Source organism: Brachybacterium sp. sponge (assembly GCF_001613775.1).
Taxonomy (GTDB): Bacteria; Actinomycetota; Actinomycetes; order Actinomycetales; family Dermabacteraceae; genus Brachybacterium; species Brachybacterium conglomeratum.
In genome coordinates this window covers 99,156-123,389 of sequence record NZ_LRMP01000001.1, presented here as the reverse complement: position 1 = coordinate 123,389, position 24,234 = coordinate 99,156, and the positions used below count along the sequence as shown (strand labels likewise).

At 72.7% G+C, this 24,234-nt stretch carries 26 protein-coding genes and 1 tRNA gene; 15 read left to right on the top strand and 12 right to left on the bottom strand.

Going from position 1 to position 24,234, the window contains the following annotated elements:
* Positions 1 to 528: 528 nt before the first annotated feature.
* The 3 genes from A4A78_RS00615 to upp all read right to left on the bottom strand — a co-directional run bounded on the left by A4A78_RS00615 (position 529) and on the right by upp (position 2,880).
* Positions 529 to 1,299: a winged helix-turn-helix domain-containing protein gene (locus A4A78_RS00615; protein ID WP_062946515.1), complete on the bottom strand. Its 771-nt coding sequence runs from the start codon at positions 1,297 to 1,299 to the stop codon at positions 529 to 531.
* 514 nt (positions 1,300 to 1,813) lie between these two features.
* On the bottom strand, positions 1,814 to 2,101 hold the full coding sequence (locus tag A4A78_RS00610; protein ID WP_062946514.1) for a hypothetical protein: 288 nt from the start codon (positions 2,099 to 2,101) through the stop codon (positions 1,814 to 1,816).
* 140 nt (positions 2,102 to 2,241) lie between these two features.
* Positions 2,242 to 2,880, bottom strand: a complete 639-nt coding sequence (gene upp / locus A4A78_RS00605) for a uracil phosphoribosyltransferase (RefSeq protein WP_062946513.1) — start codon at positions 2,878 to 2,880, stop codon at positions 2,242 to 2,244.
* A gap of 113 nt (positions 2,881 to 2,993) precedes the next feature.
* Here upp and A4A78_RS00600 point away from each other — a divergent pair, with 113 nt between their 5' ends.
* Both A4A78_RS00600 and tadA read left to right on the top strand, forming a co-directional pair.
* A complete protein-coding gene (locus A4A78_RS00600) occupies positions 2,994 to 3,533 on the top strand; it encodes a dihydrofolate reductase family protein (RefSeq protein ID WP_062946512.1) in 540 nt (179 codons plus the stop codon).
* Between the two features lie 25 nt (positions 3,534 to 3,558).
* Positions 3,559 to 4,047, top strand: coding sequence for a tRNA adenosine(34) deaminase TadA (gene tadA, locus A4A78_RS00595; protein ID WP_062946511.1), 489 nt, complete (start codon positions 3,559 to 3,561; stop codon positions 4,045 to 4,047).
* 39 nt (positions 4,048 to 4,086) lie between these two features.
* On the opposite strand, the gene A4A78_RS17875 is transcribed toward tadA, so the two are convergent.
* Entirely contained in the window at positions 4,087 to 5,139 is a 1,053-nt protein-coding gene (locus A4A78_RS17875) for an SRPBCC domain-containing protein (RefSeq protein WP_197466601.1), read from the bottom strand.
* Positions 5,136 to 5,528: a helix-turn-helix transcriptional regulator gene (locus A4A78_RS00585; RefSeq protein ID WP_062946510.1), complete on the bottom strand. Its 393-nt coding sequence runs from the start codon at positions 5,526 to 5,528 to the stop codon at positions 5,136 to 5,138. The genes A4A78_RS17875 and A4A78_RS00585 overlap by 4 nt, the downstream gene beginning before the upstream one ends.
* Positions 5,529 to 5,761: 233 nt before the next feature.
* Between A4A78_RS00585 and A4A78_RS00580 the strand changes: the two genes are divergently transcribed.
* The 5 genes from A4A78_RS00580 (at position 5,762) to A4A78_RS00560 (ending at position 9,238) form a co-directional block, all read left to right on the top strand.
* On the top strand, positions 5,762 to 6,559 hold the full coding sequence (locus tag A4A78_RS00580; protein ID WP_062946509.1) for an ABC transporter ATP-binding protein: 798 nt from the start codon (positions 5,762 to 5,764) through the stop codon (positions 6,557 to 6,559).
* Positions 6,556 to 7,413, top strand: a complete 858-nt coding sequence (locus A4A78_RS00575) for an ABC transporter permease (protein WP_062946508.1) — start codon at positions 6,556 to 6,558, stop codon at positions 7,411 to 7,413. Before A4A78_RS00580 ends, A4A78_RS00575 begins: the two co-directional genes overlap by 4 nt.
* Before the next feature lie 40 nt (positions 7,414 to 7,453).
* Positions 7,454 to 8,488: an ABC transporter substrate-binding protein gene (locus A4A78_RS00570; RefSeq protein WP_062946507.1), complete on the top strand. Its 1,035-nt coding sequence runs from the start codon at positions 7,454 to 7,456 to the stop codon at positions 8,486 to 8,488.
* Positions 8,489 to 8,576: 88 nt separating this feature from the next.
* Complete coding sequence (locus A4A78_RS00565; RefSeq protein ID WP_062946506.1) at positions 8,577 to 8,849, top strand: type II toxin-antitoxin system Phd/YefM family antitoxin; 273 nt, start codon at positions 8,577 to 8,579, stop codon at positions 8,847 to 8,849.
* Positions 8,846 to 9,238, top strand: a complete 393-nt coding sequence (locus tag A4A78_RS00560) for a type II toxin-antitoxin system VapC family toxin (protein WP_062946505.1) — start codon at positions 8,846 to 8,848, stop codon at positions 9,236 to 9,238. The genes A4A78_RS00565 and A4A78_RS00560 overlap by 4 nt, the downstream gene beginning before the upstream one ends.
* A gap of 30 nt (positions 9,239 to 9,268) precedes the next feature.
* On the opposite strand, the gene A4A78_RS00555 is transcribed toward A4A78_RS00560, so the two are convergent.
* The 3 genes from A4A78_RS00555 to A4A78_RS00545 are packed head-to-tail and all read right to left on the bottom strand — an operon-like array spanning position 9,269 to position 11,627.
* The gene (locus tag A4A78_RS00555; protein ID WP_062946504.1) at positions 9,269 to 9,895 is read right to left on the bottom strand and encodes a response regulator transcription factor; all 627 of its coding nucleotides are present in this window, start codon (positions 9,893 to 9,895) and stop codon (positions 9,269 to 9,271) included.
* Positions 9,892 to 11,061 carry a sensor histidine kinase gene (locus tag A4A78_RS00550; protein ID WP_062946503.1) on the bottom strand — a complete coding sequence of 390 codons (1,170 nt, stop codon included), beginning with the start codon at positions 11,059 to 11,061 and terminating at the stop codon, positions 9,892 to 9,894. The genes A4A78_RS00555 and A4A78_RS00550 overlap by 4 nt, the downstream gene beginning before the upstream one ends.
* A gap of 56 nt (positions 11,062 to 11,117) precedes the next feature.
* Positions 11,118 to 11,627 (bottom strand): hypothetical protein, encoded by a 510-nt coding sequence (locus A4A78_RS00545; RefSeq protein ID WP_062946502.1) that lies wholly within the window; start codon positions 11,625 to 11,627, stop codon positions 11,118 to 11,120.
* Positions 11,628 to 11,854: 227 nt separating this feature from the next.
* Here A4A78_RS00545 and A4A78_RS00540 point away from each other — a divergent pair, with 227 nt between their 5' ends.
* The 4 genes from A4A78_RS00540 to A4A78_RS00525 are packed head-to-tail and all read left to right on the top strand — an operon-like array spanning position 11,855 to position 15,249.
* On the top strand, positions 11,855 to 12,871 hold the full coding sequence (locus tag A4A78_RS00540) for a methionine ABC transporter ATP-binding protein (RefSeq protein WP_062946501.1): 1,017 nt from the start codon (positions 11,855 to 11,857) through the stop codon (positions 12,869 to 12,871).
* Positions 12,868 to 13,563 carry a methionine ABC transporter permease gene (locus tag A4A78_RS00535; protein WP_062946500.1) on the top strand — a complete coding sequence of 232 codons (696 nt, stop codon included), beginning with the start codon at positions 12,868 to 12,870 and terminating at the stop codon, positions 13,561 to 13,563. Before A4A78_RS00540 ends, A4A78_RS00535 begins: the two co-directional genes overlap by 4 nt.
* 37 nt (positions 13,564 to 13,600) lie before the next feature.
* Positions 13,601 to 14,446, top strand: a complete 846-nt coding sequence (locus A4A78_RS00530; protein WP_062946499.1) for a MetQ/NlpA family ABC transporter substrate-binding protein — start codon at positions 13,601 to 13,603, stop codon at positions 14,444 to 14,446.
* Positions 14,447 to 14,472: 26 nt separating this feature from the next.
* Positions 14,473 to 15,249, top strand: coding sequence for an SDR family NAD(P)-dependent oxidoreductase (locus A4A78_RS00525; protein ID WP_062946498.1), 777 nt, complete (start codon positions 14,473 to 14,475; stop codon positions 15,247 to 15,249).
* A gap of 36 nt (positions 15,250 to 15,285) precedes the next feature.
* Here A4A78_RS00525 and A4A78_RS00520 read toward each other — a convergent pair whose 3' ends face one another.
* Positions 15,286 to 17,397, bottom strand: a complete 2,112-nt coding sequence (locus tag A4A78_RS00520) for a S9 family peptidase (protein WP_062946497.1) — start codon at positions 17,395 to 17,397, stop codon at positions 15,286 to 15,288.
* A 13-nt stretch (positions 17,398 to 17,410) separates the two neighbouring features.
* On the bottom strand, positions 17,411 to 19,537 hold the full coding sequence (locus A4A78_RS00515; RefSeq protein ID WP_062946496.1) for a prolyl oligopeptidase family serine peptidase: 2,127 nt from the start codon (positions 19,535 to 19,537) through the stop codon (positions 17,411 to 17,413).
* Between the two features lie 416 nt (positions 19,538 to 19,953).
* Between A4A78_RS00515 and A4A78_RS00510 the strand changes: the two genes are divergently transcribed.
* The 3 genes from A4A78_RS00510 (at position 19,954) to A4A78_RS00500 (ending at position 21,977) form a co-directional block, all read left to right on the top strand.
* Positions 19,954 to 20,883 (top strand): helix-turn-helix domain-containing protein, encoded by a 930-nt coding sequence (locus A4A78_RS00510; RefSeq protein ID WP_062946495.1) that lies wholly within the window; start codon positions 19,954 to 19,956, stop codon positions 20,881 to 20,883.
* 58 nt (positions 20,884 to 20,941) lie between these two features.
* On the top strand, positions 20,942 to 21,832 hold the full coding sequence (locus A4A78_RS00505) for a universal stress protein (RefSeq protein ID WP_062946494.1): 891 nt from the start codon (positions 20,942 to 20,944) through the stop codon (positions 21,830 to 21,832).
* 59 nt (positions 21,833 to 21,891) lie between these two features.
* Positions 21,892 to 21,977: transfer RNA gene (locus A4A78_RS00500), tRNA-Ser, on the top strand.
* A gap of 85 nt (positions 21,978 to 22,062) precedes the next feature.
* Here the strand turns inward: A4A78_RS00500 and A4A78_RS00495 are convergent.
* Both A4A78_RS00495 and A4A78_RS00490 read right to left on the bottom strand, forming a co-directional pair.
* Positions 22,063 to 22,344, bottom strand: a complete 282-nt coding sequence (locus tag A4A78_RS00495; protein ID WP_062946493.1) for an HPr family phosphocarrier protein — start codon at positions 22,342 to 22,344, stop codon at positions 22,063 to 22,065.
* Positions 22,345 to 22,572: 228 nt separating this feature from the next.
* Positions 22,573 to 23,460 carry a hypothetical protein gene (locus A4A78_RS00490; protein ID WP_062946492.1) on the bottom strand — a complete coding sequence of 296 codons (888 nt, stop codon included), beginning with the start codon at positions 23,458 to 23,460 and terminating at the stop codon, positions 22,573 to 22,575.
* Between the two features lie 75 nt (positions 23,461 to 23,535).
* On the opposite strand from A4A78_RS00490, the gene A4A78_RS00485 reads away from it, so the two are divergent.
* Complete coding sequence (locus tag A4A78_RS00485) at positions 23,536 to 24,228, top strand: TetR/AcrR family transcriptional regulator (RefSeq protein ID WP_062946491.1); 693 nt, start codon at positions 23,536 to 23,538, stop codon at positions 24,226 to 24,228.
* Positions 24,229 to 24,234: the final 6 nt, after the last annotated feature.

The window sequence follows — 24,234 nt, the reverse complement described above, 5'->3', positions numbered from 1 at the left end:
GACGGCGATCCAGGGCCTAGACTCGGTGTCACGACGTCGTTCGGGAAGGCGTCGCGAGCCCCAGCGGGGAGCGTGACGTGAAGAACGGACGGAGTCGGTCTTCGGGGGATGAAACCCCTGCGTTCGGCTGGTAGTGTTCCGAGCGTCGGAAGACATTGAAAATTTGAGAGATGTGCCGTTCCTCAAGACCCCCCTCATGGGGAGCGGCCGGACGGGCGACAATGCCAGGTTCCCCCACCTGTGGCAGCCCGTCCAGCCTGTTCGCCCGCACCCACCCCTGACGGACGACAGGCCTGACGAGCGGTCCGTGAGCCCCCGACACTGTCGGCTGAGAGCTCCGGGCCGCTCGTCGCATTCCAAGGCCGTTCCGCGCCGATCCCGCACGGCCGACGGCGCGGCCGGCGCACGGCACGCGCGACCGGCGACCCGGCCGGAGCACGGCAGACCCGGTCGGCGCGCAGCAGACGCGGCCAGAGCACGCCGGGGCCGGAGCGGGGACGACCCCGCCCGGCCCGGCGCCTCCGCGCCTCAGGACCCCAGGACCGCGACGTCGCTACCCGGGTCCAGGCGGTAACCGGCGCCGCGCACCGTCGAGATCAGGCGGCGGTAGCGGCCGAGCTTGGTGCGCACACGCCGCACGTGCACGTCGACCGTGCGCTCACCGGTGTCCTCGGGCGCATCGGCCCAGACCGACTCCATGAGCTCGGTGCGGGAGATGGTGCGGCGCGAGTCGCGGGCCAGCTTGGCCAGCAGCTCGAACTCCTTGTGGGTGAAGTCCACGTCCTGTCCGTCGATCCGCACCCGGCGACCGAACAGGTCGATGACCAGCGAGTCCTCAGGAGCCAGCGAGGGGCTCGCGGGGCTGACGGCCGTGGCCTGCAGCTGGCGGCGGCGGGCCGCCTCCGCGTCACGGCGCGCCGGCGAGTTCGGGGAGACGATCCCCTTGCGACGCGGCCGCAGCGGGCTCACCGCGGCGGCGCCCTGGGCGCGGGGCGGCAGGGGACGGGTCGTGCCGCGGCCGGTCGCGGCGAAGGGGCGGGGGCTGTCCACCGAGACCGTGGTGCGGCCGTCACGGGCGTCGACCAGGCGCTGCGCCCGGGTGCGCAGCTCGTCGGCGATCAGTGCGGCCTCGACGTCGCCGGTCCCGGCGGGCAGGGAGACCGACACGGTGATGGTGACGGCGTCCTCGGTGGCGACGGGGCGCGAGGCGGTCCCGCCCACCCGCTGCAGGCGGGGAGCGGCGGAGCGGGTGTGGGCGGCGACAGTGCTGGTGGTGGGACGATCCAGGGCGATGGTCATGATGCGAGTTCTCCGAGATGCGGCGCGTCCTGCGCGGCGGGCGGTGGGCCCGGGATCCCTGGGTGATCGACGCCCGCGGCGGATCGGTGAGGGGTGTGCTCCCGGTGGCACCTGGAGCCCGCGCCCTCCGGCCGGCTCCTGTCAGCCGATCTCGGAGAGGTCGTGAGCGCTCAGAGGCTCGGCTGACGATGCATCATCGGCATCATCATCATGAACATCATCGCGCGCATGGCGGAGCGGACCACCCGGGGGGCGGTCTCGCGGTGCGCGGCGATCGAGGTCATGGCAAGAAGGATGCCCCGTCCCGTCCCGAGGGGCAAGCATCTGTTCACATTCCGGGACGGGGGCGGAGAAGCGGGGGGCGGGGGAGGTCGGTGGGTGTGGCCGGTGCCCGCCTCGTCGGCCGCGAGCCACGTGTGGGGGACTCGCCCGAGAGCGCCGGGCACGACGCGCCGCCCTCCGAGGGGGCGGCGCGTCGGCTGAGGAGGCGGGGCGGTGTGTGCGGGGCGCCCGCTCAGCGCTTCTGGTAGGTCAGGCAGTCGGCCGCATCGGCGCTGGCGCCCATGCGCACGGAGCCGGCCGCGCACTCGAGGTCCTGGATGAAGGCGCAGTCCGCGCGCTGGCACGCGCCGACCTGGGAGACGACCTTGCTCAGCCCACCCTTGCTGTCCAGTGGAATGAAGGTCGCGCAGCTCGAATCGGTCGTGGCCGTGACGGCGAAGGCGCCGCAGGCCTCGTCAGGGTTGTAGGAGCAGCCCGTGACGGTGCACTCGGCGAGACGGGGCATCGCGAAGGCGGTCATGGGGCCCTCCTCGGTGACGGCCCGGCAGGGCTCGACGTGCGCCGAGAGTACGAGCGATATCGAGAACGTTCCAGTAAGGAAAGGATTGCCTGAGGGCATTTCAGGAACGCATTGTTTTCCAGAACCCAGGCGTCACGAAATCAGTCGACGACCCCGAAGAGGCGGTCGCCGGCATCGCCCAGGCCGGGCACGATGTAGCCCTTCTCGTCGAGCTTCTCGTCGATCGCGGCGGTGACGACGGTGAGGTCGATCGCGGGGTCCAGCTGCTCCTCGAGCGCCTTCAGCCCCTCCGGTGCGCACAGCAGGGTCACGCAGGTGATGTCCTTCGCGCCGCGCTCGTGGAGGTATTCGCACGAGGCGATGAGGGTGTGGCCGGTGGCGAGCATCGGGTCCAGCACGAAGCACTGACGGCCGGAGAGGTCGTCGGGCAGACGGTTCGCGTAGGTGGTGACCTCGAGGGTCTCGTCGTTGCGGACCATGCCCAGGAAGCCCACCTCGGCGGTGGGCAGCAGGCGCGTGAGACCGTCCAGCATGCCCAGGCCCGCGCGGAGGATCGGCACGACCATCGGCTTGGGGTTGGTCAGGCGGGTGCCGGTCATCGTGGTCACCGGGGTCTCGATCTCCACCGGCGCGACGGCGACGTTGCGGGTCGCCTCGTAGGCCAGCAGGGTCACCAGCTCGTCGGCGAGCTGGCGGAACACCGAGGAATGGGTGGCGCGATTGCGCAGCACCGACAGCTTGTGGGCGACGAGGGGGTGGTCGATCTCCAGAACGCGCATGGGAGGGAATCTACCGGAGCGCATCCCGGGGCGTCGCCCGTCGGACCGAGGGGAGAGGATGGTCTCCCGGACCGCGACCGCCGCGGAACCATCCTGCGTGCAGGAGACCAGCCATGACCCGCTACCGCTTCTACACCGCGACCTCGCTCGACGGCTTCCTCGCCGACGAGCACGACAGCCTCGACTGGCTCCTCTCCCAGCCCACCGGGGAGGAGAGCATCCTGCCCTACGACGCCTTCATCGCCCAGGTCGGCGCGATCGTCACCGGCCGCACCACCTACGACTGGGTGCTCGAGCACGACGGCGACGTGGAGGGCGCCTGGGTCTTCACCCAGCCCACCTTCCTGTTCACCCACCGCGCCATGGAGCAGCGGGAGGGCGTCACCGCGGTCTCCGGACCGCCCGCGCAGCACCGCGCCGCGATCGAGGCGGCCGCGGACGGGAAGGACGTGTGGATCGTCGGCGGCGGCGACCTCGCGGCGGAGTTCGCGCGCGCCGGGATGCTCGACGAGGTCTACGTCTCGATCGCCCCGGTGACCCTCGGCGCGGGCAGGCCCCTGATGGGAGGCCGCTTCGACCTCGAGCTGCGCGAGCTCGGCCGCAGCGGCGCCTTCCTCGAGGCGCGCTACGAGGTGGTGGGGGAGCGGCGCTGACGGGGCAGGCGCGACAATGACCCCCATGACCGCCTCTCTGGACGACAGCGCGCTGACCGACGACGAGCTGATGGGGCTCGCGCTCGCCGAGGCCCGCGCCGCCGCCGAGCGCGAGCCCGCCGACGTGCCCATCGGCGCCGTCGTCCTCGGGGCCGACGGCGAGGTGCTCGCCACCGCCGGGAACCGCCGCGAGGCCGACGAGGACCCGACCGCCCACGCCGAGATCCTCGCCCTGCGCGCCGCGGCCCGCGCGACGGGGCGCTGGAACCTCACCGGCGCCACCCTCGTCGTCACCCTCGAGCCGTGCACCATGTGCGCGGGCGCGATCGTGCTCTCCCGCGTGCAGCGGGTGGTCGTCGGGGCGATGGATCCCAAGGCGGGCGCGGCCGGCTCCCTCTACGACCTGGTGCGCGAGCCGCGGCTGAACCACCGCGTCGAGCTCACCACCGGGGTGCGCGGGCAGGAGTGCGGCGACCTGCTGCGCGACTTCTTCCGCGCCCGCCGGAAGCGCTGACGCCCCCGCGCTCCGTACCGCAGCCGCCCCCGCTGCTGCTCAGTCCCGCAGGTGGTACTCGGTGGTGACGTGCCCCGTGGAGTAGCGCCACTGCTCGCCGAGCCGCGCCACGAGCGGCTCCCTGGTGGGCGGGGTGAAGGTGAGCCCCTCGCCGACGAAGGTCGGCACCGTGCGCAGCCGGATCAGATCCACCAGCTCCGCGGCCAGCAGCGCCCTCGACAGCGTGAGGCTGCCCCACACGACGACCCTGCCGTACGGCGCGATCGCCTCCCGCAGGGCGTCCACCCCGCCGCGCACGATCTGCGCCTCGCCCTCGCCCCACGGCGCGGTCGCGAGGGTCTCGCTGAGGACGAGCTTGGGCAGGGCGTTGATCGGCCCGGCGAGCCGGTCGTGCTCCGGATCCGCCGTCGGCCAGTACGAGGAGAACATCTCGTAGGTGACGCGGCCCAGCACGATCGCATCGACCGTCGCGACGAACTCCATCTGGTGCTCGTCGGTGCGGTCGAGGTCCTCGAAGCTCACCGCCTCCACGAAGCGCATCCCGCCGTCGGGCTCGGCCGCGAAGCCGTCGGCCGAGACGAGCTGCTCGAGCACGATCCGCGGACGGCCCGCACCGGAGCCGCCGGTGAGCTCGCCGAGCAGCGGCACCAGCACCTCGTCGAGCGCGGAGCGCCAGCCGTCGCGTACGTCCTCGTCCTCGCCGGCCTCGGCGGGCACGCGCCGCTCGAGCGTGAACTCCATCCGGGTGCGCTCGGCGCCGAGCTCCTCGAGCGCGACCGTGACCAGCGGCGAGACCTCGTCGGCGTTCTCCGGGCCGCGCCAGGTGAAGCGGAGCAGCTCCGGCTCGCGGATCTCGAGATAGGTGCCGGCCGTCGGCCAGCGCCGCCCGTCCACGGTCATCGTGTAGGCGTACTGCCCGCCCTCCCGCAGGTCGATCGCGACCGAGCCGGTCTCGACCTCGACGCCGGCGGGATGCCACCAGCGGGCCGTCAGCGCGGGATCGGTCCAGGCGCGCCAGACCAGCGCTCGCGGCGCCTCGAGGGTGCGGGTGAGGGTGAAGGAGGCGGGGGTGGTCATGTCGTCGTCGGTCATGAGGGGTCTCCGTCCTGGGGAGCCGGGTCCTGGGGATCCAGCGCGCCCTCGGCGCTGTGCACGCTGGGCATGCTGCGCAGCACGTCCTCGAGGGCGTCGAAGCGGCCGGACCAGATCCGTCGGTGCTCCTCGACCCAGTCGGTCGCCGCCTTGAGCGGCTCCGGGGTGAGGGTGCACAGGCGCCACTGCGCCTGCGGGGTCCGGGTGATCAGCCCTGCCTCCTCCAGCACCCGCAGGTGCTGGCTGATCGCGGGGCGGGAGACGGCGAAGGGCTCGGCGAGCTCGCCCACGCGCAGCGGTCCCCGGGCGAGGCGCTCGATCATGGCGCGCCGGGTGGGGTCCGCCAGGGCGTGGAAGACCCGCGAGAGCGGATCCGCCGCAGACTGCATGTCACCAACTCCTTAAGTAAGGAACTGTTTACACAGTCCTCCTCCCCGTCCCGGGTGTCAAGGGGGCGGGGGCGACTCCCCGAGAGGTCCATCGTGCGAGATCGAGGGCCCGCACTCCGAGACGCCGGTCTACAGTGGCCTTGCGGGCCCGCCCGCACCGTCCCGCACCGATCGACCCCGCACGTCCCCGCCGGTCGCCGACGCCGCCGCCCGACCCGGGACCAGGAGCACGCATGCACACCGCCTCTTCCGCCGCCCCGCCCGGCGCCGTCGTCGCCGAGGACGTCTCGAAGGTCTTCTTCTCCGGCACCGACCCCGTCTGGGCGCTCGAGGACTTCTCCCTGACCCTCGAGCCCGGCTCCTTCACCTGCATCGTCGGCCCCTCCGGCTGCGGGAAGTCGACCTTCCTGCGCATCCTCGGCGGGCTCGAGGAACGCACGGTCGGCTCCGTGTCGATGCCGGACGAGGGCCATCAGATCCCCGCCGCCTTCGTGTTCCAGGAGCACGGCGTCTTCCCCTGGATGACCGTGCGGGAGAACGTCGCCTTCGGCCTGCGGATGACCGGCACCGGCACGGCCGAGCGCCGACGCATCGCCGACGACTGGCTCGCCCGGGTGCGCCTGACCGACTTCGCCGACTCCTACCCCCACCAGCTCTCCGGCGGCATGCGCCAGCGCGTCGCGATCGCCCGCGCCTTCGCGACCGGCTCCCCGGTGCTGCTGATGGACGAGCCGCTCGGCGCGCTCGACGCCCAGACCCGCATGCTCATGCAGGAGGAGCTCATCGCCCTGTGGGAGACCGAGCGCAAGACCGTCCTCATGGTCACCCACGACATCGACGAGGCGATCGTCCTCTCCGACCGCGTGATCGTGATGTCCGGCCGTCCCGGCACCCTCCGCGAGGACATCACCGTCCCCTTCGACCGTCCGCGCTCCTTCGAGATCGAGCGCGACCCCGAGTACGCGGCGCTGCGCTCGCGCATCTGGAACCTGCTGCGCGAGGACGCGCGCACCGCCGAGGAGACCGCGTGAGCACCGCACCCGCCGCCCGCACCACGACGACGGCCGACGACCGCGAGCACCGCACCCTCGTCGCCGCCCGAGAGCAGCGCGCCCGCGACCGGCGCCTGGCCACCCGCGACCTGGTCCTCTCGATCGCGACGCCGATCCTGCTGCTGGTGCTGTGGGAGCTGTGCGCCCGCGTGGAGATCATCGACCCGCGCTTCTTCCCGCCACCCACCCGCATCGTCGCCGCCGGCGGGGAGATGCTGATGAGCGGCGAGCTGTGGCAGCACACCGCCCCGACCCTCATGCGCCTCGCCGTCGGCGGCGGCCTCGGCGCGCTGTGCGGGATCGTCGTCGGCCTGCTGATGGGCTCCTCCCGGGCGCTGAACGCCGCGCTCGGCCCGCTGTTCTCCGCGCTCTACCCGCTGCCGAAGATCGCGATCTTCCCGATCCTGCTGATGATCTTCGGGCCCACCGAGCTGCCGAAGATCATCGCCGTGTTCATCACGACCTTCTTCATCATGCAGATCAGCACCGTCTCCGGCGTGTGGGCGATCGACCGGAAGCTGCTCGAGGCGGGCGCCGCCTACGGCGCCACGGGCCTCGCCCGCTTCCGCCACGTGATCCTGCCCGGGGCGATGCCCTTCGTGTTCTCCGGTCTGAAGACCGCCACCGGCACCGCCGTCGTGGTGGTCACCGCCGTCGAGTTCACCGGCGCGACCACCACCGGGCTCGGCTACCTGATCTGGAACTCCTGGCAGCTGTTCATCCCGGAGAAGCTCTACGTGGGCCTGGTCGTCATCGGACTGATCGGCGCTCTGGTCACCACGATCCTCAGCCGCTCCGAGAAGCTGCTGCTGCCCTGGCGCCGCGAGCGCTGACCCCACCTCCCATCCACCACCTGCACCCCTAGGAGCACCGATGCGACGACGCACCCTTCTCTCCCTCACCGCCGCCACCGCCCTCGGCGGCGCCCTGACCGCCTGCGGCTCCGCCATCACCGGCGAGGACTCCTCCGGCGGCGGCGCCAACGGCGGCTCCGCCTCCGGCGCCGTGCGCGTGGGCCACCTGCCCTCGGCGCTGTTCGCGCCGCTGTACGTCGCCGACGCGATGGGTTACTTCGAGGAGGAGGGCATCACCCTCGAGCTCACCCCGCTGAAGTCCGGCCAGGACGGCGTGCCGATGCTGTCCAACGACCAGCTCGACGTGATGGTCGCCGGGTTCAGCGCCGGCATGTTCAACGCCCTCGAGCAGGGCGTGGCCTTCAAGATCGTCGGCTCCATGGGCATCTCCCCGGGCGACCCGGAGAACTCGCCCACCGCGCTCGAGGTGCGCCAGGACCTCCTGGACGACGGCACGATCAGCGAGGTCGCCGATCTCAAGGGCCGCACCATCGGGGTGGCCGGCGGGCCCGGCGCGACCGGCGGCTACCTGCTCGCGGCGATGCTCGAGGAGGGCGGTCTGACCCTGAACGACGTGGAGATCTCCAACCTCGCCACCCCCGACCAGGAGCCGGCGCTCACCAACGGCTCCGTCGACGCGGCGACCCCGTCGGCCCCCTTCTCCTCCTCGATCGAGGAGGCCGGGATCGCCTCCCCGCTCGCGGTCCCCGCGAAGGGCACCACCGGCACGGGCGTGATGTACTCCGAGACCTTCGTCGGCGCCGAGCTCGCGCAGGGCTTCTTCATCGCGCTCGCCAAGGGCGCCCAGGAGCTCTCGGCCGACGGGAAGCAGACCGAGGAGGTCTACCAGATCCTCGCCGACACCCTCGGCCAGGACATCGAGGTGCTGAAGGCCTCCCCGATGTACACCTACCTCCCCGACCTCGCCCCGCAGCCCGATCAGCTCGAGGCCATGCAGTCCGTGTGGATCGATGCCGAGCAGATCACCTACTCCGAGCCGCTGGACATCGCCGGCATCGTCGACGCGAGCTTCGCGGAGGCCGCGGCGGGCTGAGGCGGCCCTCGCACGAGCTGACCAGCTCTGGCGAGCCAGGTTGACCAGATCCCTTCCGCGTTGGTCGGCCTGGCTCTACGCTGGAACCATGAGCGCAGCAGGGACAGCAGGCCCCGACCACAGGACGGTCAAGGTGCAGGATGCCAAGACCCGGCTGTCCGAGCTCCTGCGCGAGGTCGAGGAGGGCGCCGAGATCACGATCTCGCGTGGGCCGACACCCGTGGCACGCCTGGTGCCGCTCGAGCGTCCGGCGCAGGAGTCGCGGCGCAGGCCGCTCGGCTACCTCCGCTACGAGCTCCCCGACTCCTTCTTCGACGCGCTCCCTCCCGAGGAGCTGGACGCCTGGGAGGGCGGAGAGTGAACACCCTTCTCGCCGACACGCATGTCCTGCTGTGGGCGATGACGGATCCGTCGAAGCTGACGAGCCCGGCGGAGGCCGTGATCTCCGATCTCGACACGGAGGTCCTGGTCTCCGCCGCCACTGCCTGGGAGATCGCCACGAAGGTGCGGATCGGCAAGCTCCCGGAGGCCGAGTTCCTGGTGCTGGACTTCGGCGAGCATCTCCGACGAGGGTATTTCGAAGCCCTGCCGATCGAGAGTGCTGATGCGCTGGTCAGCGGCACACTCGCGTGGGGGCACCGGGACCCGTTCGACCGCATGCTCGCGGCGCAGGCGCTCCGCCGGGGGATCCCGCTGATCAGTGCGGATCGGGTGTTCGACGGCCTCGGCTCGCTCGAGCGGATCTGGTGAGCGAGCGGCGGTCAGGGTTCTTCGCCAGTCTCAGATCCAGCCCTGGCGGCGGGCGATCGCGGCGGCCTCGTGCCGGTTCGCGGCCTGCAGCTTCGCCTGGGCGCTCGAGAGGTAGTTGCGCACGGTCCCCGGGGCCAGATGGGCGCGGCGAGCGATCTGCTCGACCGGGGCGCCGTCGGCCGCGAACTCGAGCACGTCCGCCTCGCGCGGCGTGAGCGGGGAATCGCCCGAGGAGATCGTCTCCGCGGCCAGCTCCGGGTCGATCGCGCGGCGCCCGCCCGCGACCGAGCGCACGGCGCGCGCGAGTTGCTCGGCCGAGGTGGTCTTCGGCAGGAAGCCCAGCACCCCCTGTGCGAGGGCGCGCTTGAGATAGCCGGGCCGCGCATGCGAGGTGAGGATCAGGCAGCGGGTCGCGGGGGAGGTCCCCGCGATCTGCTCGCACAGGTCGAGCCCGTCGCCGTCGGGCAGCTGCAGGTCCACCACGGCGACGTCCGGCGTGGTCTCGGCGATCAGCCGTGCGCCCTCGGCGACGGTCCCGGCCTCGCCGAGCACCTCGAGGTCCTCCTCGAGGGACAGCATCGTCGCGAGCGCCGAGCGGATCAGGTGCTCGTCGTCGACGAGCACCACGCGCAGCGGGCGAGCAGGGGCGTCGGTCATCGGGATCCTCCGGTCGGGGTGAAGCGGACGTCGAGGGTGAAGGTGCCGTCCTCGCGGCGCACCTCCAGGGTCGCCTCGTCCTCGAGGCGCTCCCTCATCCCGGTCAACCCGCTGCCCTCCCGGATCTCGGCCTCCTCGGGCGCGCCGTCGTTGACCATCGTGACGCCGTCCGCGCGGAGGGTGATCTCCACGGCCGACGGGTCGGCATGGCGCAGGATGTTCGTCCCGCCCTCTCGCAGCACCCAGGCGGCGGTGCCGGCCCGGGCCGCGGGAACGTCCTCGGCCGCGCCGTGGACCGTGACCTCCACGTGCGCGGACCGCAGAAGGGATGCAGTGCCCTGCAGCTCGGTCGCGAGATCCGCCTCGCGGTAGCCGCGCACGAGCGAGCGGATCTCGGCGAGCGAGGTGCGGGCGATCTGCGCCGCCTCCCGGCCGTGCTCCGCGGCGCGGGGGTCGCCGCGCTCGGCCAGCTGCGCCACCAGCTCGGTCTTCACGGCGATCACGGAGAGGTCGCGACCGGTGACGTCGTGCAGGTCGCGGGCGAAGCGCAGCCGCTCCTCGGCGACGGCGAGCTGGGCCTGCGCCTCGCGGGCGTCGTCGAGCTCGCGCACCATCGCCGCCAGCCACAGGGAGATCCGCACCGTGAGCACCACGGCGAGCAGCAGCGCGCCGGTGGGGAAGGCGACGGGGGCGGAGAGCCCGAACGCCATCGCGATCACCGTCGTCGCGACCGCCACCGCCGCCCCGATCTGCCAGCGCCATCGCAGGAGCGCCGCGGCGGCGAGCAGCGTGAGCGAGGCGACGAGCACGGGGGCCACGGAGAGGCCGAGCAGCTGCAGCAGCACGATGACGGCTGACGGCACTGCGGTGGCGAGCAGCGAGCGGTCCGCCGGGATGCTGCCCACCTGCGGGAGGTCCCAGCGGTCCCGCGCCTCGGGCAGTGCGGCCGCCGACCACAGTGCAAGTGCCCGGTGCCCGGACCAGGCGCCGACCACCATCTGCACGATCAGCACCGCGGTCGCCGCCGGGGCCTCGGCCAGCAGCGCGGGCACCGGGGTGCCGAACGCGAGCAGGACGCCCAGCGGGAAGATCGCTTGGATGAGCACGACCGACCACGCCGTGTAGGCGTAGAACACGCTCCACTGGCGTGCGGTGCGGGTCTCCACAGCGGTTCTCCCTTCGGCGTAGGAATGGTCGACGAGCTGGGGCGAAGCGTATCCGCTCAGCCGATCGCGGCGAGGAACAGGCCGCCGAAGGCGCCGAAGGCGATACCCCACAGGACGATCGAGACGCCCATCCAGAGGTAGACCCGGCCACGCTCGGCACCGAGCGCGATCAGCGCGGGGCCGGAGATCTGCGAGGCGACCACGAACGGCCCCAGCAGGCACACCCCGGGCACTCCGTACTTCTCCATCGCCGCGGCGACCTTGGCTCGGAAGCGGGAGGGGCTGGGCTCCTCGACGGAGCGGCCCCCGTGCTTCCGACGACCCTGGGCGATCGCGTCCCGGGTGCGGCCGGCCAGCGCGATCACCACGAAGGTCGCCACCAGATTTCCCAGCACCGCTGCGGGGATCGCGAGGGCCGGGTGGATGCCGAGGGCGGCGCCCAGGAAGGAGCCGAGATAGCTCTCGATGAAGGGGACCGCACCGGCGGGGACGAGCGCGAGCACCTGCTGCCACGGCTCGAGGTCGGAGACGAGGTCGTGGAGCTGGACGAGGAGGTCCTGGAACATGGGTGGGGTCCTTCCGGGTGGATGATGGTTCCAGCCTCCCCGTGCACGGCGCTGTGCGGCAGGGCGCGCTGTCATCGACCGGGATGCGTCTCTCACGGCCCGCCCATGACAGATGTCAGACCGCACGGCGTGACCCCGTCCACATGGGGACCTGCAGGTCTGTGACGTTTGTTGCGGCAGATGAACGCGTGCTCGGCGTGCGGGGCGCTCGATGCTTGAATTCCGGGGTGATCACTCTCGACGCTCTGCGCAAGGTCTTCCCCGCACCCGGCGGCGGAGACCCCGTCGTCGCGCTCGACGGGATCGACCTCCACCTCGGGCCGGGCCGCATCCACGGGATCGTCGGTCGCTCCGGGGCGGGCAAGTCCACGCTCATCCGCTGCCTGACCGGGCTGGAGAAGCCCACCTCGGGCCGGGTCGAGATCGACGGCACCGACATCGCCGCGCTCGAGGGCGCCCAGCTGCGCGCCGCCCGGCGGAACATCGGGATGGTCTTCCAGCACGCGAACCTGCTGGACTCCCGCACCGCCGCCCAGAACATCGCCCACCCGCTCGAGATCGCCGGGGTGCCCCGCGCCGAGCGCGAGCGCCGCGTCGCCGAGCTGGTCGAGCTCGTGGGGCTCACCGGCCGCGAGCACAACCACCCCGCGCAGCTCTCGGGCGGGCAGATCCAGCGCGTCGGCATCGCCCGCGGCCTCGCCGCCGAGCCGAAGGTGCTGCTGTGCGACGAGCCGACCAGCGCCCTGGACGGCACCACCACCCGGCAGATCCTGCGCCTGCTCGCGGATCTCCGCGAGCGCCTCGGCATCACGGTGGTGATCATCACCCACGAGATGGGCGTGGTGCGCGAGGTGTGCGACACCGTCACCCTGCTCCAGGACGGGCGGATCACCCAGAGCGGCGACCTGCTCGAGGTCGCCGCCGATCCGCACGGCCCCCTCAGCGCCGAGCTGATCCCGCTGCCGCCGGCTCCTACCGGCATCGAGGCGCTGGTCGTGAACTGCGACTACGGCGACTCCGAGCGCTTCCGCACCACAGATGACCTGATCCGTCTGGCCGAGACGTACGAGGCCGAGGCGACCCTCGTCGCCGGCACCATCGAGACCATCGGCGGCCGCCAGGTGGGTCGGGTCCAGCTCGCCCTGCGCAACCGTTCCGGACAGCCGATCTCCCGCCAGGGGCTCGATGACTTCCTCGCCGAGCTCGAGAGCGCCGGCGTCGTCGCCAAGGAGGTGACCGCATGATGGAGTGGCTCGACAACCCCGTCTTCACCACCTGGGACACGAACACGTCCCTGTGGTCCAACACCCTGATCACCCTGTACATGACCGTGGGGACCATGCTGTTCTCCACCCTGATCGGGGTGCCGCTGGGCCTGCTGCTCTTCGAGACCTCCGGCGCCCGCGGCGGCCTCGCCCGCTGGGTGAACCGGATCGTCGGCTTCGTCGTGAACGTCGGGCGGTCCTTCCCGTTCATCATCCTGATCATCGCGCTGATCCCCGTCACCCGCTTCATCGTGGGCCGCGTGACCGGACCGAACGCCGCGATGTTCGCGCTCGCGATCTCCGCGATCCCGTTCCTCGCCCGCCTCATCGAGATCAACCTGCGCGAGATCTCCGCCGGGAAGGTCGAGGCGGTGCAGATGATGGGCGCCACCCGATGGCAGATCATCCGCCAGGTCCTCCTGCCGGAGGCGCTGCCCGGCATCATCGGCTCCCTCACCACCACCACGATCGCCGTCATCGGCTACACCGCCATGGCCGGCACCGTGGGCGGCAAGGGCCTGGGCGACCTCGCGATCCGCAACGGCTACCAGAGCTACGACAACGTGGTCATGGTCGCGACCGTGGTCGTGCTGGTGGTCATCGTGATCGCCGTCCAGGCGCTCGGCTCCGCCCTCTCCCGCGCCGTCGACCACCGCGCCGCGGCCCGCTGACCTGCTTCATCCCACCCTCGTCGAGAAGGACATGCCCATGACCCACATCTCCCGCCGCACCACTCTGCTCGCCTCCGGCGCGGGCCTCGCCGCGCTCGCCCTCGCCGCCTGCGGCGCCGGCGGCAACGAGGGGCCGACGGAGGAGAACGGCGTGACCACGATCCGCATCGGCGCCTCCCCGGCCCCGCACGCCCAGATCCTCCAGTTCGTCCAGGACAACCTCGCCGAGGGCGCGGGCCTCGCGCTCGAGATCGAGCCGTACACCGACTACCAGCTCCCCAACCAGGCGCTGAACGACGGCGACCTCGACGCGAACTTCTACCAGACCCCCGCCTTCCTCGAGGGTCAGATGTCGGAGAAGGGCTACGACTTCCACGCCTTCGAGGGCGTCCACGTCGAGCCGCTCGGCGTCTACTCCGAGACCCTCTCCTCGCTCGACGAGCTGCAGGACGGGGACGAGGTCGCGATCGCGAACGACCCCACCAACCGCGGCCGCGGCCTGGACCTGCTCGCCGCGAACGGCGTGATCACCCTCGCCGACGGCGTCGCCCCCACCTCGGCGACCACCGGCGACATCGCCGAGAACCCGAAGAACCTGAAGTTCACCGAGCTCGAGGCCGCGCAGATCCCGCGCTCCCTGGCAGACTTCGCGGTCGCCGTCGTGAACGGCAACTACGCCCTCGAGGCGGGCCTGAACCCCTCCGAGGAGGCCATCGTCATCGAGGAGGGCGAGGGCAACCCGAACGCGAACATGATGGTGGTGCGCACCGCCGACGCGGAGAACGAGGCCCTCGTGAAGCTCGACGAGCTGCTCCACAGCGACGACGTCCGCTCCTTCATCGAGGAGACCTTCACCGACGGCTCGGTCATCCCCGCCTTCTGAGCAGCCCGGCTGAGTAGCCTGGGGCGATGAGCCCCGAGCAGCAGCAGCGCCCCCTGTCCGGCCGGAAGGCCCTCATCACGGGAGCGAGCCGAGGGATCGGCGCCGACATCGCCCGCGCCTGCGCGGCGGCCGGCGCCGATCTCGTGCTCACCGCCCGAGACGGCGCCGCCCTGGAGGCGCCCGCCGCACGCCTGGCCGCCCAGCACGGCGTCCGCACCGCGGTCCTGGCCGCGGACCTCGCCGATCCGAAGGTCCCGGACCACCTCTGGGACGAGGCGAGCAGCCTGATGGCCGGCCTGGACGTGCTGGTGAACAACGCCGGCCTCTCCCATCCGGAGACGGTCGAGCGGCTGACGACCGCGCACTTCGACGAGACGCTGCAGGTGAACCTGCGCGCCCCCGCCCTGCTCGCGGCGCGGGCCGGCGCGGCGATGGCGGCCTCCGGCGGCGGAGTGGTCCTCACGATCGCCTCCGCCGCCGCGCTGCGCCCCCTGGCCGAGCACTACGCCTACTCGACCGCGAAGGCGGGCCTCGTGATGGCCACCCGCACCCTCGCGCTCGAGCTGGGGGAGCGGGGCGTGCGCGCCAACTCGATCTGCCCCACCGTGGTGCTCACCGACATGGGCCAGAAAGTGTGGGGCGAGCAGCCGGACAAGGCCGCCCCGATGCTCGCCCGGATCCCGCAGTCCCGCTTCGCCCGGCCCCGCGAGGTCTCCGACGTCGTAGTCTGGCTCGCCTCGGAGGCCGCCTCGATGATCAACGGCGCCGAGATCCCGGTCGACGGCGGGTACCTGGTCAGCTGAGCGCCGGGCCAGGACCCGACCGGGCCCGTCAGTCCGTCAGAGCAGCTCCGTCGCCCCCAGCTGATCCAGCAGCCAGGCCAGCTCGTCGGCCCGCTGCTCCCACTTGCGGTACCGGCCCGAGCGGCCGCCGTGCCCGGCGACCATCTCGCAGCGGAACACGATCGGACGCTCCGCCTGGTCCGAGGTGACCGTCTCGCGCAGGCGCGCGACCCACTTGGCGGGCTCGACGAAGAAGACGCGCGTGTCGTTCAGCGAGGTCGAGGCGAAGATCGCCGGGTACTCCACCGCCTGCACGTTCTCGTAGGGCGAGTACTCCTTCATGTACTCGTACACGGACGGGTCGTGCAGCGGGTCGCCCCACTCCTCCCACTCGCCGACGGTCAGCGGCAGCGAGGGGTCCAGGATCGTGGTCAGCGCGTCCACGAAGGGCACCCCGGCGATGATCGCCCGGAACCGCTCCGGGGCGAGGTTCGCGACCGCGCCCATCAGCAGCCCGCCCGCGCTGCGGCCCTCGGCCCCGAGCCGGGCCGGGTCCACGAGGCCGCTCGCGCCGAGATGCTCCGCCGCGGCGACGAAGTCGCTGAAGGAGTTCTTCTTCTCCAGCAGCTTGCCGTGGTCGTACCAGCCCCGGCCCATCTCGCCACCGCCGCGCACGTGCGCGATCGCGACGACCACGCCCCGGTCCAGCAGGGACAGGCGCGTGGGCACGAAGGACGGGTCGACCGAGACCTCGTAGGAGCCGTAGCCGTACAGATACCCGGGCGCGGTCCCGTCGGCCGCGACCTCCCTGCGCGCGACGACGCTGAGCGGGATCGCGGTGCCGTCGGCCGCCCTCGCCCACTCGCGCCGCTCCACGTAGAGGGAGGGGTCGAAGTTCGGCACCGGCGTGACGCGCAGGATCTCGGTCGCACCGGTGGCGACCTCCCGCTCGGCGACGGTGGGCGGGGTGAGCAGGCTGGTGAGCTCGTAGCGCACCGCCTGCTGGTCCCAGTTCGGGTTCGCGTCGAGCTCGACGGTGTCCAGCTCCCCGCCGTGGGTGAGGTCCTCCGCCTGATCGAGCCGCAGCGACCCGTCGGCCGCCCGCGGGATGATCCGCACCGAGGCGAGCCCGCCGGCGCGCAGCTCGAGCGCGACGAAGCCCGCGAAGGACTCCACCGCCAGCAGCCGCTCGCCCTCGCCGGCGACCAGCAGCTCCTCCCACTGCTCCGGGGTCGCCAGCGGCGCCTGCGCGAGCGCGAAGCCGGTGTGTCCGTCGTTGTGCACCACCAGCAGGCGGTCCCCGGCGTGCTCGACCGCGTAGTCCACGCCGTCGCGCCGCCCGCCCGCGGGAACGGGCGCGGACTCGGGCGCGGCGAGGTCCAGCAGCCACGCCTCCGCCGTCGTGGTGGAGGCGGACTGGATGACGAGGGTCGTCTCGTCGCGGGAGCGCTCGAAGCCGATCATGAACCGCTCGTCGCCCTCCTCGAGCACGAGCACGTCCTCGGCCGGATCGGCGCCGATCCGATGGCGCCAGACCTGGTGCTGCCGCCAGGCGTCGTCGACCCGCGCGTAGAACAGCCACTGCTGATCGGTGGAGAACGCGATGCCGTAACCGGTGCCGGTCACGGACTCGTCGAGCACCTCGCCGGCGGAGAGGTCCAGGACCCGCAGCGTGAACCGCTCGTCCCCGGCGGTGTCCACCGCATAGGCGAGCAGGTTGTGGTCGGGGGAGAGAGTCAGCCCGCCGAGGGAGTAGAACTCGTGCCCTGCGGCCTCGGCCTGGGCGTCCAGCAGCACCTGCTCGCCCGCGAGCATCACCCCCGGCTCGACCTGCGGCATCGCGCCCGTGTCGGCCACGCGGGTGAACCTCGGGTAGTCGTCTCCGGCGGTGGTGCGGGTGATGTACCACCAGTCCCCGCGACGCACCGGCACCGACAGGTCCGTCTCCTGCGTGTGGCCGACGAACTCCTCGACCAGGCGCTGCCGCAGCACGCCGAGGTGCGCGGTGCGGGCGTCGGCGTAGGCGTTCTCCGACTCGAGGTACGCGATGACCTCGGGATCGGTCTTGTCGCGCATCCACTCGTACGGATCCACCACGACATCGCCGTGGTGGATCCGCTCGGTGGGGCGTCGCTCGGGGGAGGGGGCGTCCGGGTGCTGGCTCGTCATCCCTCGAGACTAGTCATCCTTCGAGGTCCGCGGCGCCCAGCTGGTCCAGGAGCCAGGCGACGCCCTCGACGCGGAGGTCCATGCCGTCCTCCAGGGAGTCCGCGACGCGCAGCAGGACCGGCCGCTCGGCAGGATCGGAGGTCACCCGCTCCCGCAGCCGCGCCACCCAGATCGCGGCGCAGGCCGGCGGGATGTCCGTGCCCTCGAGCGCGGTGAACGCGTAGACGGCCGGGTACTCGGTCTCGCGGATGTTCTCCGCCGGGCTGCAGGCGCGCAGGGTCCGGTAGGCGGTCTCGTCCTCGGCCGGATCCCCGAACTCGGTCCACTCCTCGAGGGTGAGCATCACCTCCGGGGCCAGCAGCGTCTCCAGCGGGTCCACCAGCGGGGTCTCCGCCAGCACGGCCCGGAACAGCTCCGGCGCCCGGTTCGCGGCCGCGCCGACGACCATCGCACCCGCCCCGGTGGCCACGGCGCCGATCCGGTCCGGAGCCGCCCACCCGGAGGCGACCAGGTGATCCGCGCAGGCGACGAGGTCGTCCACCGAGTGCATCCGGCGCTGGCGACGGCCGTCGTGGTGCCACTGCGGCCCGAGCTCGCCGCCGCCGCGCACGTGCGCGACGGCCACGACGACGCCGCGGTCCGCGAGCGCGAGCACCTCGGGCTGCAGCAGCGGGTCGAGGCACTGGCCGAACACGCCGTGGCCGTGCAGCAGCACCGGGGCGGTGCCGTCGGCGACCACGTCGGCCCGGGCGATCAGCGAGATCGGGACGCGGGTGCGGTCGGGCGAGGTCGCCCACAGCCGCTTCTCGACGTACCGCGAGGCGTCGAGGCCGGGCACCTCGACGCGCTGCAGCACGAACGGGTCGCCGCCGTCGAGGGACGCGCCGATCATCGTCGGCGGGGTGAGGAAGCTGTCCACCCGGCAGCGGATCGAGCGCTGGTCCCAGTCGGGGGTGTGCTCCAGGCGCACCCCGTCCAGCGGTCCGCCGGTGACGATCTCCCGCACGGCGCCGACGTCGAGGGAGCCGTCGGCCCGGCGCGGGATCATCCGCACCGCCGGCAGGGCGCCGACGCGCAGCTGCAGCGCGACGAAGCCGGCGAAGGCCTCCACGGACTCGAAGCTCTCGCCCTCCTGCGCGTGCAGCAGGGGGGTCGCGCTCCCGGGCAGCGTCCCCGACCCGAGCGGCGCCTCGGCGAGCACGCAGCGATGGGTGGCGGGGTCCGCGTGGAGCAGCAGCAGCCGGTCGCCGGCATGCTCCACGACCGTGGACCTCCCGGTCAGGCGGTCGGTAACCTGGACGGGCGTCGCCGTCGGCGCGGCGAGGTCCAGCGTCCACACCTCGGCGGCGACCGGTGAGGTCGAGCGGATCATGAGGGCGGACCCGTCCCGGGAGCGGCTCAGGGTGAGCTCGGACCAGTGGTCGGGCTCCTCGAGCAGCACCGGGTCCGTGGAGGGGTCGCTGCCCAGCACGTGGCGGCGCACCTCGGCGCGGCGCCCGAGATCGTCCAGACGGGTGTGGAGCAGCGCGGTCGAATCCGCGGAGAACACGGCATCCGGCCCCGCGGCGTGCACGGAGTCGTCCACGACCACGCCGGTCTCGGCGTCGGTGACCACAAGGCGGCAGCCCCCCGCGGCGGCCTCGGCCCGGGCGAGCAGGCGGTGGTCGGGCGAGAGGGCGAGGCCCAGCACCCTCCGGCAGTCCTCCACCAGCACGCTCTCGCCGGGCAGCAGCTGCCCGGGAACGGGGACGGGGACGCCGGCCGGGCCGCGCACGGCCTCGCAGTCGCGGACGCGGGAGAAGGTGACGCCGTCCAGCGGGTGGGTGCGGTCGATGTACCACCAGCCGTCCAGCAGCACCGGCACCGACAGCTCCTGCGGGACCTCGTCCTCGAGGGTCTCCGCGAGGCGGGCACGCAGCGGCGCGAGCGCGGAGGTGGCGCGGTCGGTGTGCGCGTTCTCGGCGGCGAGGTGCTGGCGCACCTCGGCGGTGCGGATGCTGCGCAGCCAGCGGAAGGGCAGGTCGGCGGTGTCGCCGAAGAGGATGCGCTGCGCGGTGCGGGGTTCGGGGCGGGGGGCGAGGAGGGTCTTCGCGGAGTGCAGCGGGGGGCGCGGTGCGGCGGAGACGAGGTGATCGGTCATCGGAGCGGCTTTCCTCTCTGGGTGGCCGAAGCGGAGGGAACCCGATTCCGTGGCGTTCTCGGCCGGAGGGGCCACGGCGGGGCACTGCGGGTGATCAGCTCTCCGGAGACGGGACCCGATCGAGGAGGTCGGCGGCGATGGCGCCGCCGTGATCGGGACGCCCGCGCGCACGGACTCGACCGCGCCGAGGGGGGACATGAAGGAGGGCGGAGGATGCCTGGGATGCCGGGCTGCCGTTCATCGGGGGAACCTCTCCTTCCTCGGAGCTCTCGGGACGGCTGACCGTCCGTTCTGTGACATGCGCCATGGACGCTACGCTCAGTGTTTTACAGGTATGTGAAAAGTCCTGAAAACGGGTGTGCACACCCGCGGTGGGGGATGATCGATGGAGTGCAGCCGGAGGAGGACCAGGCGAGATGGCGACGGATGACCACGGGAGGTTCGCTCCTGAGCTGCGCGCGGCGATCAAGCGCAGCGGGCTGACCCTCACCGTGATCTCCCAGCGTCTGCGCGCGCGCAACCGCCCCGTGAGCGTCGCGACGCTCAGCAACTGGCAGTCGGGCCGGAGCCTGCCCGGCGGCGACCAGTCCCTCGGCGTCGTCGCCGCCCTGGAGGAGCTGCTCGGGCGGCCCCCGGACTCGCTCGCGGAACTCGTCGGCGGGCCGCGGCTGCAGGGGCGCGCGGTGCAGGAGATGAGCTTCGTCGGGCGTCCGTCCAGCCGCGAGGTCTTCCAGGAGGCGCTCGAGGAGCTCGGCTTCGCGAGCGCGCAGCAGTACGCGCACGAGCGCGTCATCCACCAGCTCGCGATCATCGACTCGACCCAGTCGGTGCAGCGCTTCGAGCACCGCATGACCGTGCGTGCGCTGGAGTCGGGGACCTGCCGGCTCCCGGCGGTGCACGTGCTGGGGCAGAACGAGCCCAACATCGCCCCCCGCTACATTGCGACCGAGGGCTGCACCATCGGGCGTCGCGTGGCCTGGCCCCGCCGCCGCGCCTACGGGGTCGAGTTCCTGCTCGACGGGCGCCTCGACGCCGGCCAGGTCGCAACCTTCGCCTACCGGGTCGAGATGCACGCGAGCGCCACCGACGTCACCGGCAGCATGTACTCCGTCCCCCGCCCCGCCAACGACGTGCTGCTCGAGGTCGAGTTCCGCGGACCCCGCCGCCCCCTGGACTGCGAGCGCTACCGGCGCACGGACGCCGGGGAGACGGTCTCCTCCCTGCGGCTGGACCACCGCGACCGCCTCCAGATCAGCGAGGCGCGCTTCGGGCCCGGCACCTTCGGCCTGCGCTGGTCCTGGGGCGCCGACGACGGCTTCGACGACGACTTCGACGACCTGTACTGACCGGGTGACCACGGCGTATCCTGAGGCGACAGCACGGTCGCACGGGGAGGTGCGGGACATGGAGCCATCCGCTCGGAGCATCCTGGTGGGATATGACGACACCAGCGCCGCGATGGCCGCCGTGCGCTGGGCCGCCGAGCTCGCCCATGACACCGGCGCCGAGATCCGCCTCCTGCACGCCTGGACCTGGCCGCTGCTCGGACAGGGCCTCGCCGGCATCCCTGTGCTCGACCCCGCCGGCCCCCGCAACCAGGCCAGCCGCCTGCTGGACGACGCGGCCGAGCGCATCGCCGCCCACCACCCCGACGTGCCCGTCACCGCCGAGCTCGTCGCCGGCATGCCGCGCGAGGTGCTCGAGGAGGCCTCCGCCGGTGCCGACCTGCTCGTCGTCGGGACCCGTGGGCTCGGTGCGGTGCTCGGGACGCTGCTGGGCTCCGTGAGCCGCGGGCTGCTCCACGACGCCGGCTGCCCCGTCGCGATCATCCGCTCGGACCAGCACCGGGCGGGCCCGGTGCTCGTCGCCTACGACGGCTCCGACACCGCCGGGGAGGCGGTCGACGTCGCCGCCGACCTCGCCGCGGCCTGGGGGTCGACGCTGCGCGTGGTGCACGTGCGCACCGTCCCCCACGCCCCCTACGGCAGCGGCGGGGAGGCCTGGGAGGCAGGGAAGGGCACCCGCGCCCTGCTCGATGAGGGCGTGGCCCGGGCGCGCGCCCGCCAGGCGCGGGTCGAGGTGCAGTCGCGGATGCTCGATGCCCGCACCGCCGCGGAGGGGCTGCTGGACGCGGCGGCCGGTGCGCGGATGCTGGTCCTCGGTCATCGCGGGCTGAGCCGGGGCCGCTTCGGCTCGACCGCCCATGCGACGGTGCTGCACGCCACCGGGAATGTCACCGTGGTCCGCCACGCCCCCGAGGGGCGGTCGGAGGCGCCTCACGAGGACGTGATGTGACTCGCGTCCGGCGCTCACCGGTTTGAACGCAGGGTGTCCGTGCGGTTATTCTGCTCGACGGTAGCGTGTCCGAGCGGCCGAAGGTGCATCACTCGAAATGATGTGTGGTTCATAGCCACCGCGGGTTCAAATCCCGCCGCTACCGCTCCTGACCTGGGGATTCCTCCCCGGTCGACGAAGGCCCCCGCCGATCCGGCGGGGGCCTTCGTGCATGCGGCGGGCGGGAGCGCTCAGCTCTCCTGGAACTCCTCGTCGAGGTTCGTCTCGAGCAGTGCCGAGAGGGCGTCCAGTGATTCCTCGGCGCCCTCGCCCTCGGCACGCAGCGTGACCTCGTCCCCGAAGGCGACGTCGAGGGTGAGGAGCATGAGGATGCTCGAGGCCTTCACCGGGCCAGCGTCCGCGGTCTCGATGGTGACGGCGGCAGGCTGCTCGGACGCGGCCTGCGAGAAGAGGGCCGCCGGGCGGGCATGGAGGCCGCTCGCGCTCGCGACCTTCACGGTTCGTGTTGACATCTGGCAGGCCTTTCTCGACATGGTCGCCCCAGGGTAGCGTCGCGAAGGACCCTCGCGGGTGTTCATCCGGTGTTACCGCCCCGTTCACAGCGGTTTCGGACAGGTGGAGATCCCTCTTACATCCGTCCGAGAAGTGCGCTCGGGGGCGTCGGCGGGCGCTACGGTGGTGCGGGCCGTCAGGGGTGACGGAGCGGCGACGCGCTCGGGGGAGCCGCGTCCCGGGCCGTCTCAGCGGAACGGCCCCACGACCCCGGGGGAGTCGTAGCCCGACATCCCCGGGGGCTGGGCCTCCGCACCTGAGGGCCCGAGCGCCGCCCGGCCCGCCTCCGTCAGCGCGAACCAGCCGATCATGTCCGGGCCGGGCGTGCGCCCGCCGATCGCCTGCCAGGTGGTGCCCACGTGCTCCACCACCTCTGCGACCGGCAGCGTCCACGGCCGGAAGCGGCCCTCCACCACGAAGCCCGCGACCAGCTCGCCGCGCACCAGCATCCTCGCCAGCAGCACCGGCCCGCGCCGTGCGAACTCCTCGTCCTCGAGCGCGCCGGAGGCGGAGATCTCCTCGACCACGTCCCCGGGATGCAGGACCCTCCGCCGGGCCAGGCCCAGCAGGCGGCGCTCGATGCCCGAGGGGGAGGAGGCCGCATGCGCGGCGAGCGCCGCCTCGGTCGCATGGACGGGCGCCCCGGCCGGCTCCGCGCGGATCCCGCCCTCTTCGTCCGCGACGACGAGCGCGCCCCGCGGGCCCTCGAGCCGCCACGGCGCCGCGGTGCGGAGCGCCGCCGACCCGTGCACGGCCTGCAGCGACAGGCGCACCGCGCCGTCCTCCAGCAGCTGCGCGTCGAGGACCTGCGCGCCGACGATGCGCGGATCCCGCAGGCCGACGGCCGGGTCGGTCTCGGGGGCGGCGCCGCGTTCGAGGTCGTGCGCCCCCTCGTGCAGCTGCGTCCGGGAGGAGAGCACGCTGCCGCGGGCGGTCACGGACCAGGTGCCGCGGGCGGCGACCCGGGTGTGCACGATCGTCTGCCCGATCAGGTCCGCGAGGGGAGCGGGGATCCCGTGGGTCCGTCGGCCGTCGGGGACGGGAGACCCGGCCAGGCCGGACAGGAAGGCGCGCATGCACTCATCCTGCCGCACGCCCCGGCGTCGCGCTGCTCGCCGGTCGGTGCCCGGATGCTGGACTACGATGACGCAATGACCTCTTCGACGTCCTCCGGCGAGCGTGCCCCGGATCCCCGTCCCGCCCGCACCCGCGCCGCGATCTTCACCGCCGCCCGCGAGCTGAGCGCCGCCGACGGCGAGGTCACCGTCAACGCCCTGGCCAAGCGCGCCGGCGTGAGCCGCGCGGCGTTCTACAGCCACTTCACCGGGCTCGACGACCTGATGGGCGCGATGCTCCAGGAGATGTTCGACGCCGCCTGGGAGCGCGGAGGCACCAATGGCGCCGCCGGCTATACGATCCACCAGCACGTCCGGCACGGCTTCGCGATGATGGCCGCCTACATCGAGCGGCACCATGCCTTCCTCCGTGGTGCGCTGGACTGGAAGTCCAGCCACCGCACCTACATGATCCTCACCGGGACGATGGCCGCGCTGCACGTCGAGGCGCTCAAGCGCATGCCCGACAGGCTCCCGCCCCGTCCCGGCATCGAGGCCCTCGCCCTCACCATCGCCGGCGGGGAGCTCGTCCACGCCGAGCAGTGGCTCGTCACCACCGAGGAGGCGGCGAGGGCCGGGGAGGAGCTGGACGCGACCGAGCTGCTCGAGGTCATGCTCGCCACCGCGCCGTCCTGGTACGTCGGCCTCGGCCCCGAGGAGCGGATCCCGGCCGCCGAGCTGCTGGCCTCGACCCGCACCTACGGCGAGGACGCGGCCGACCAGCACTGAGCACCG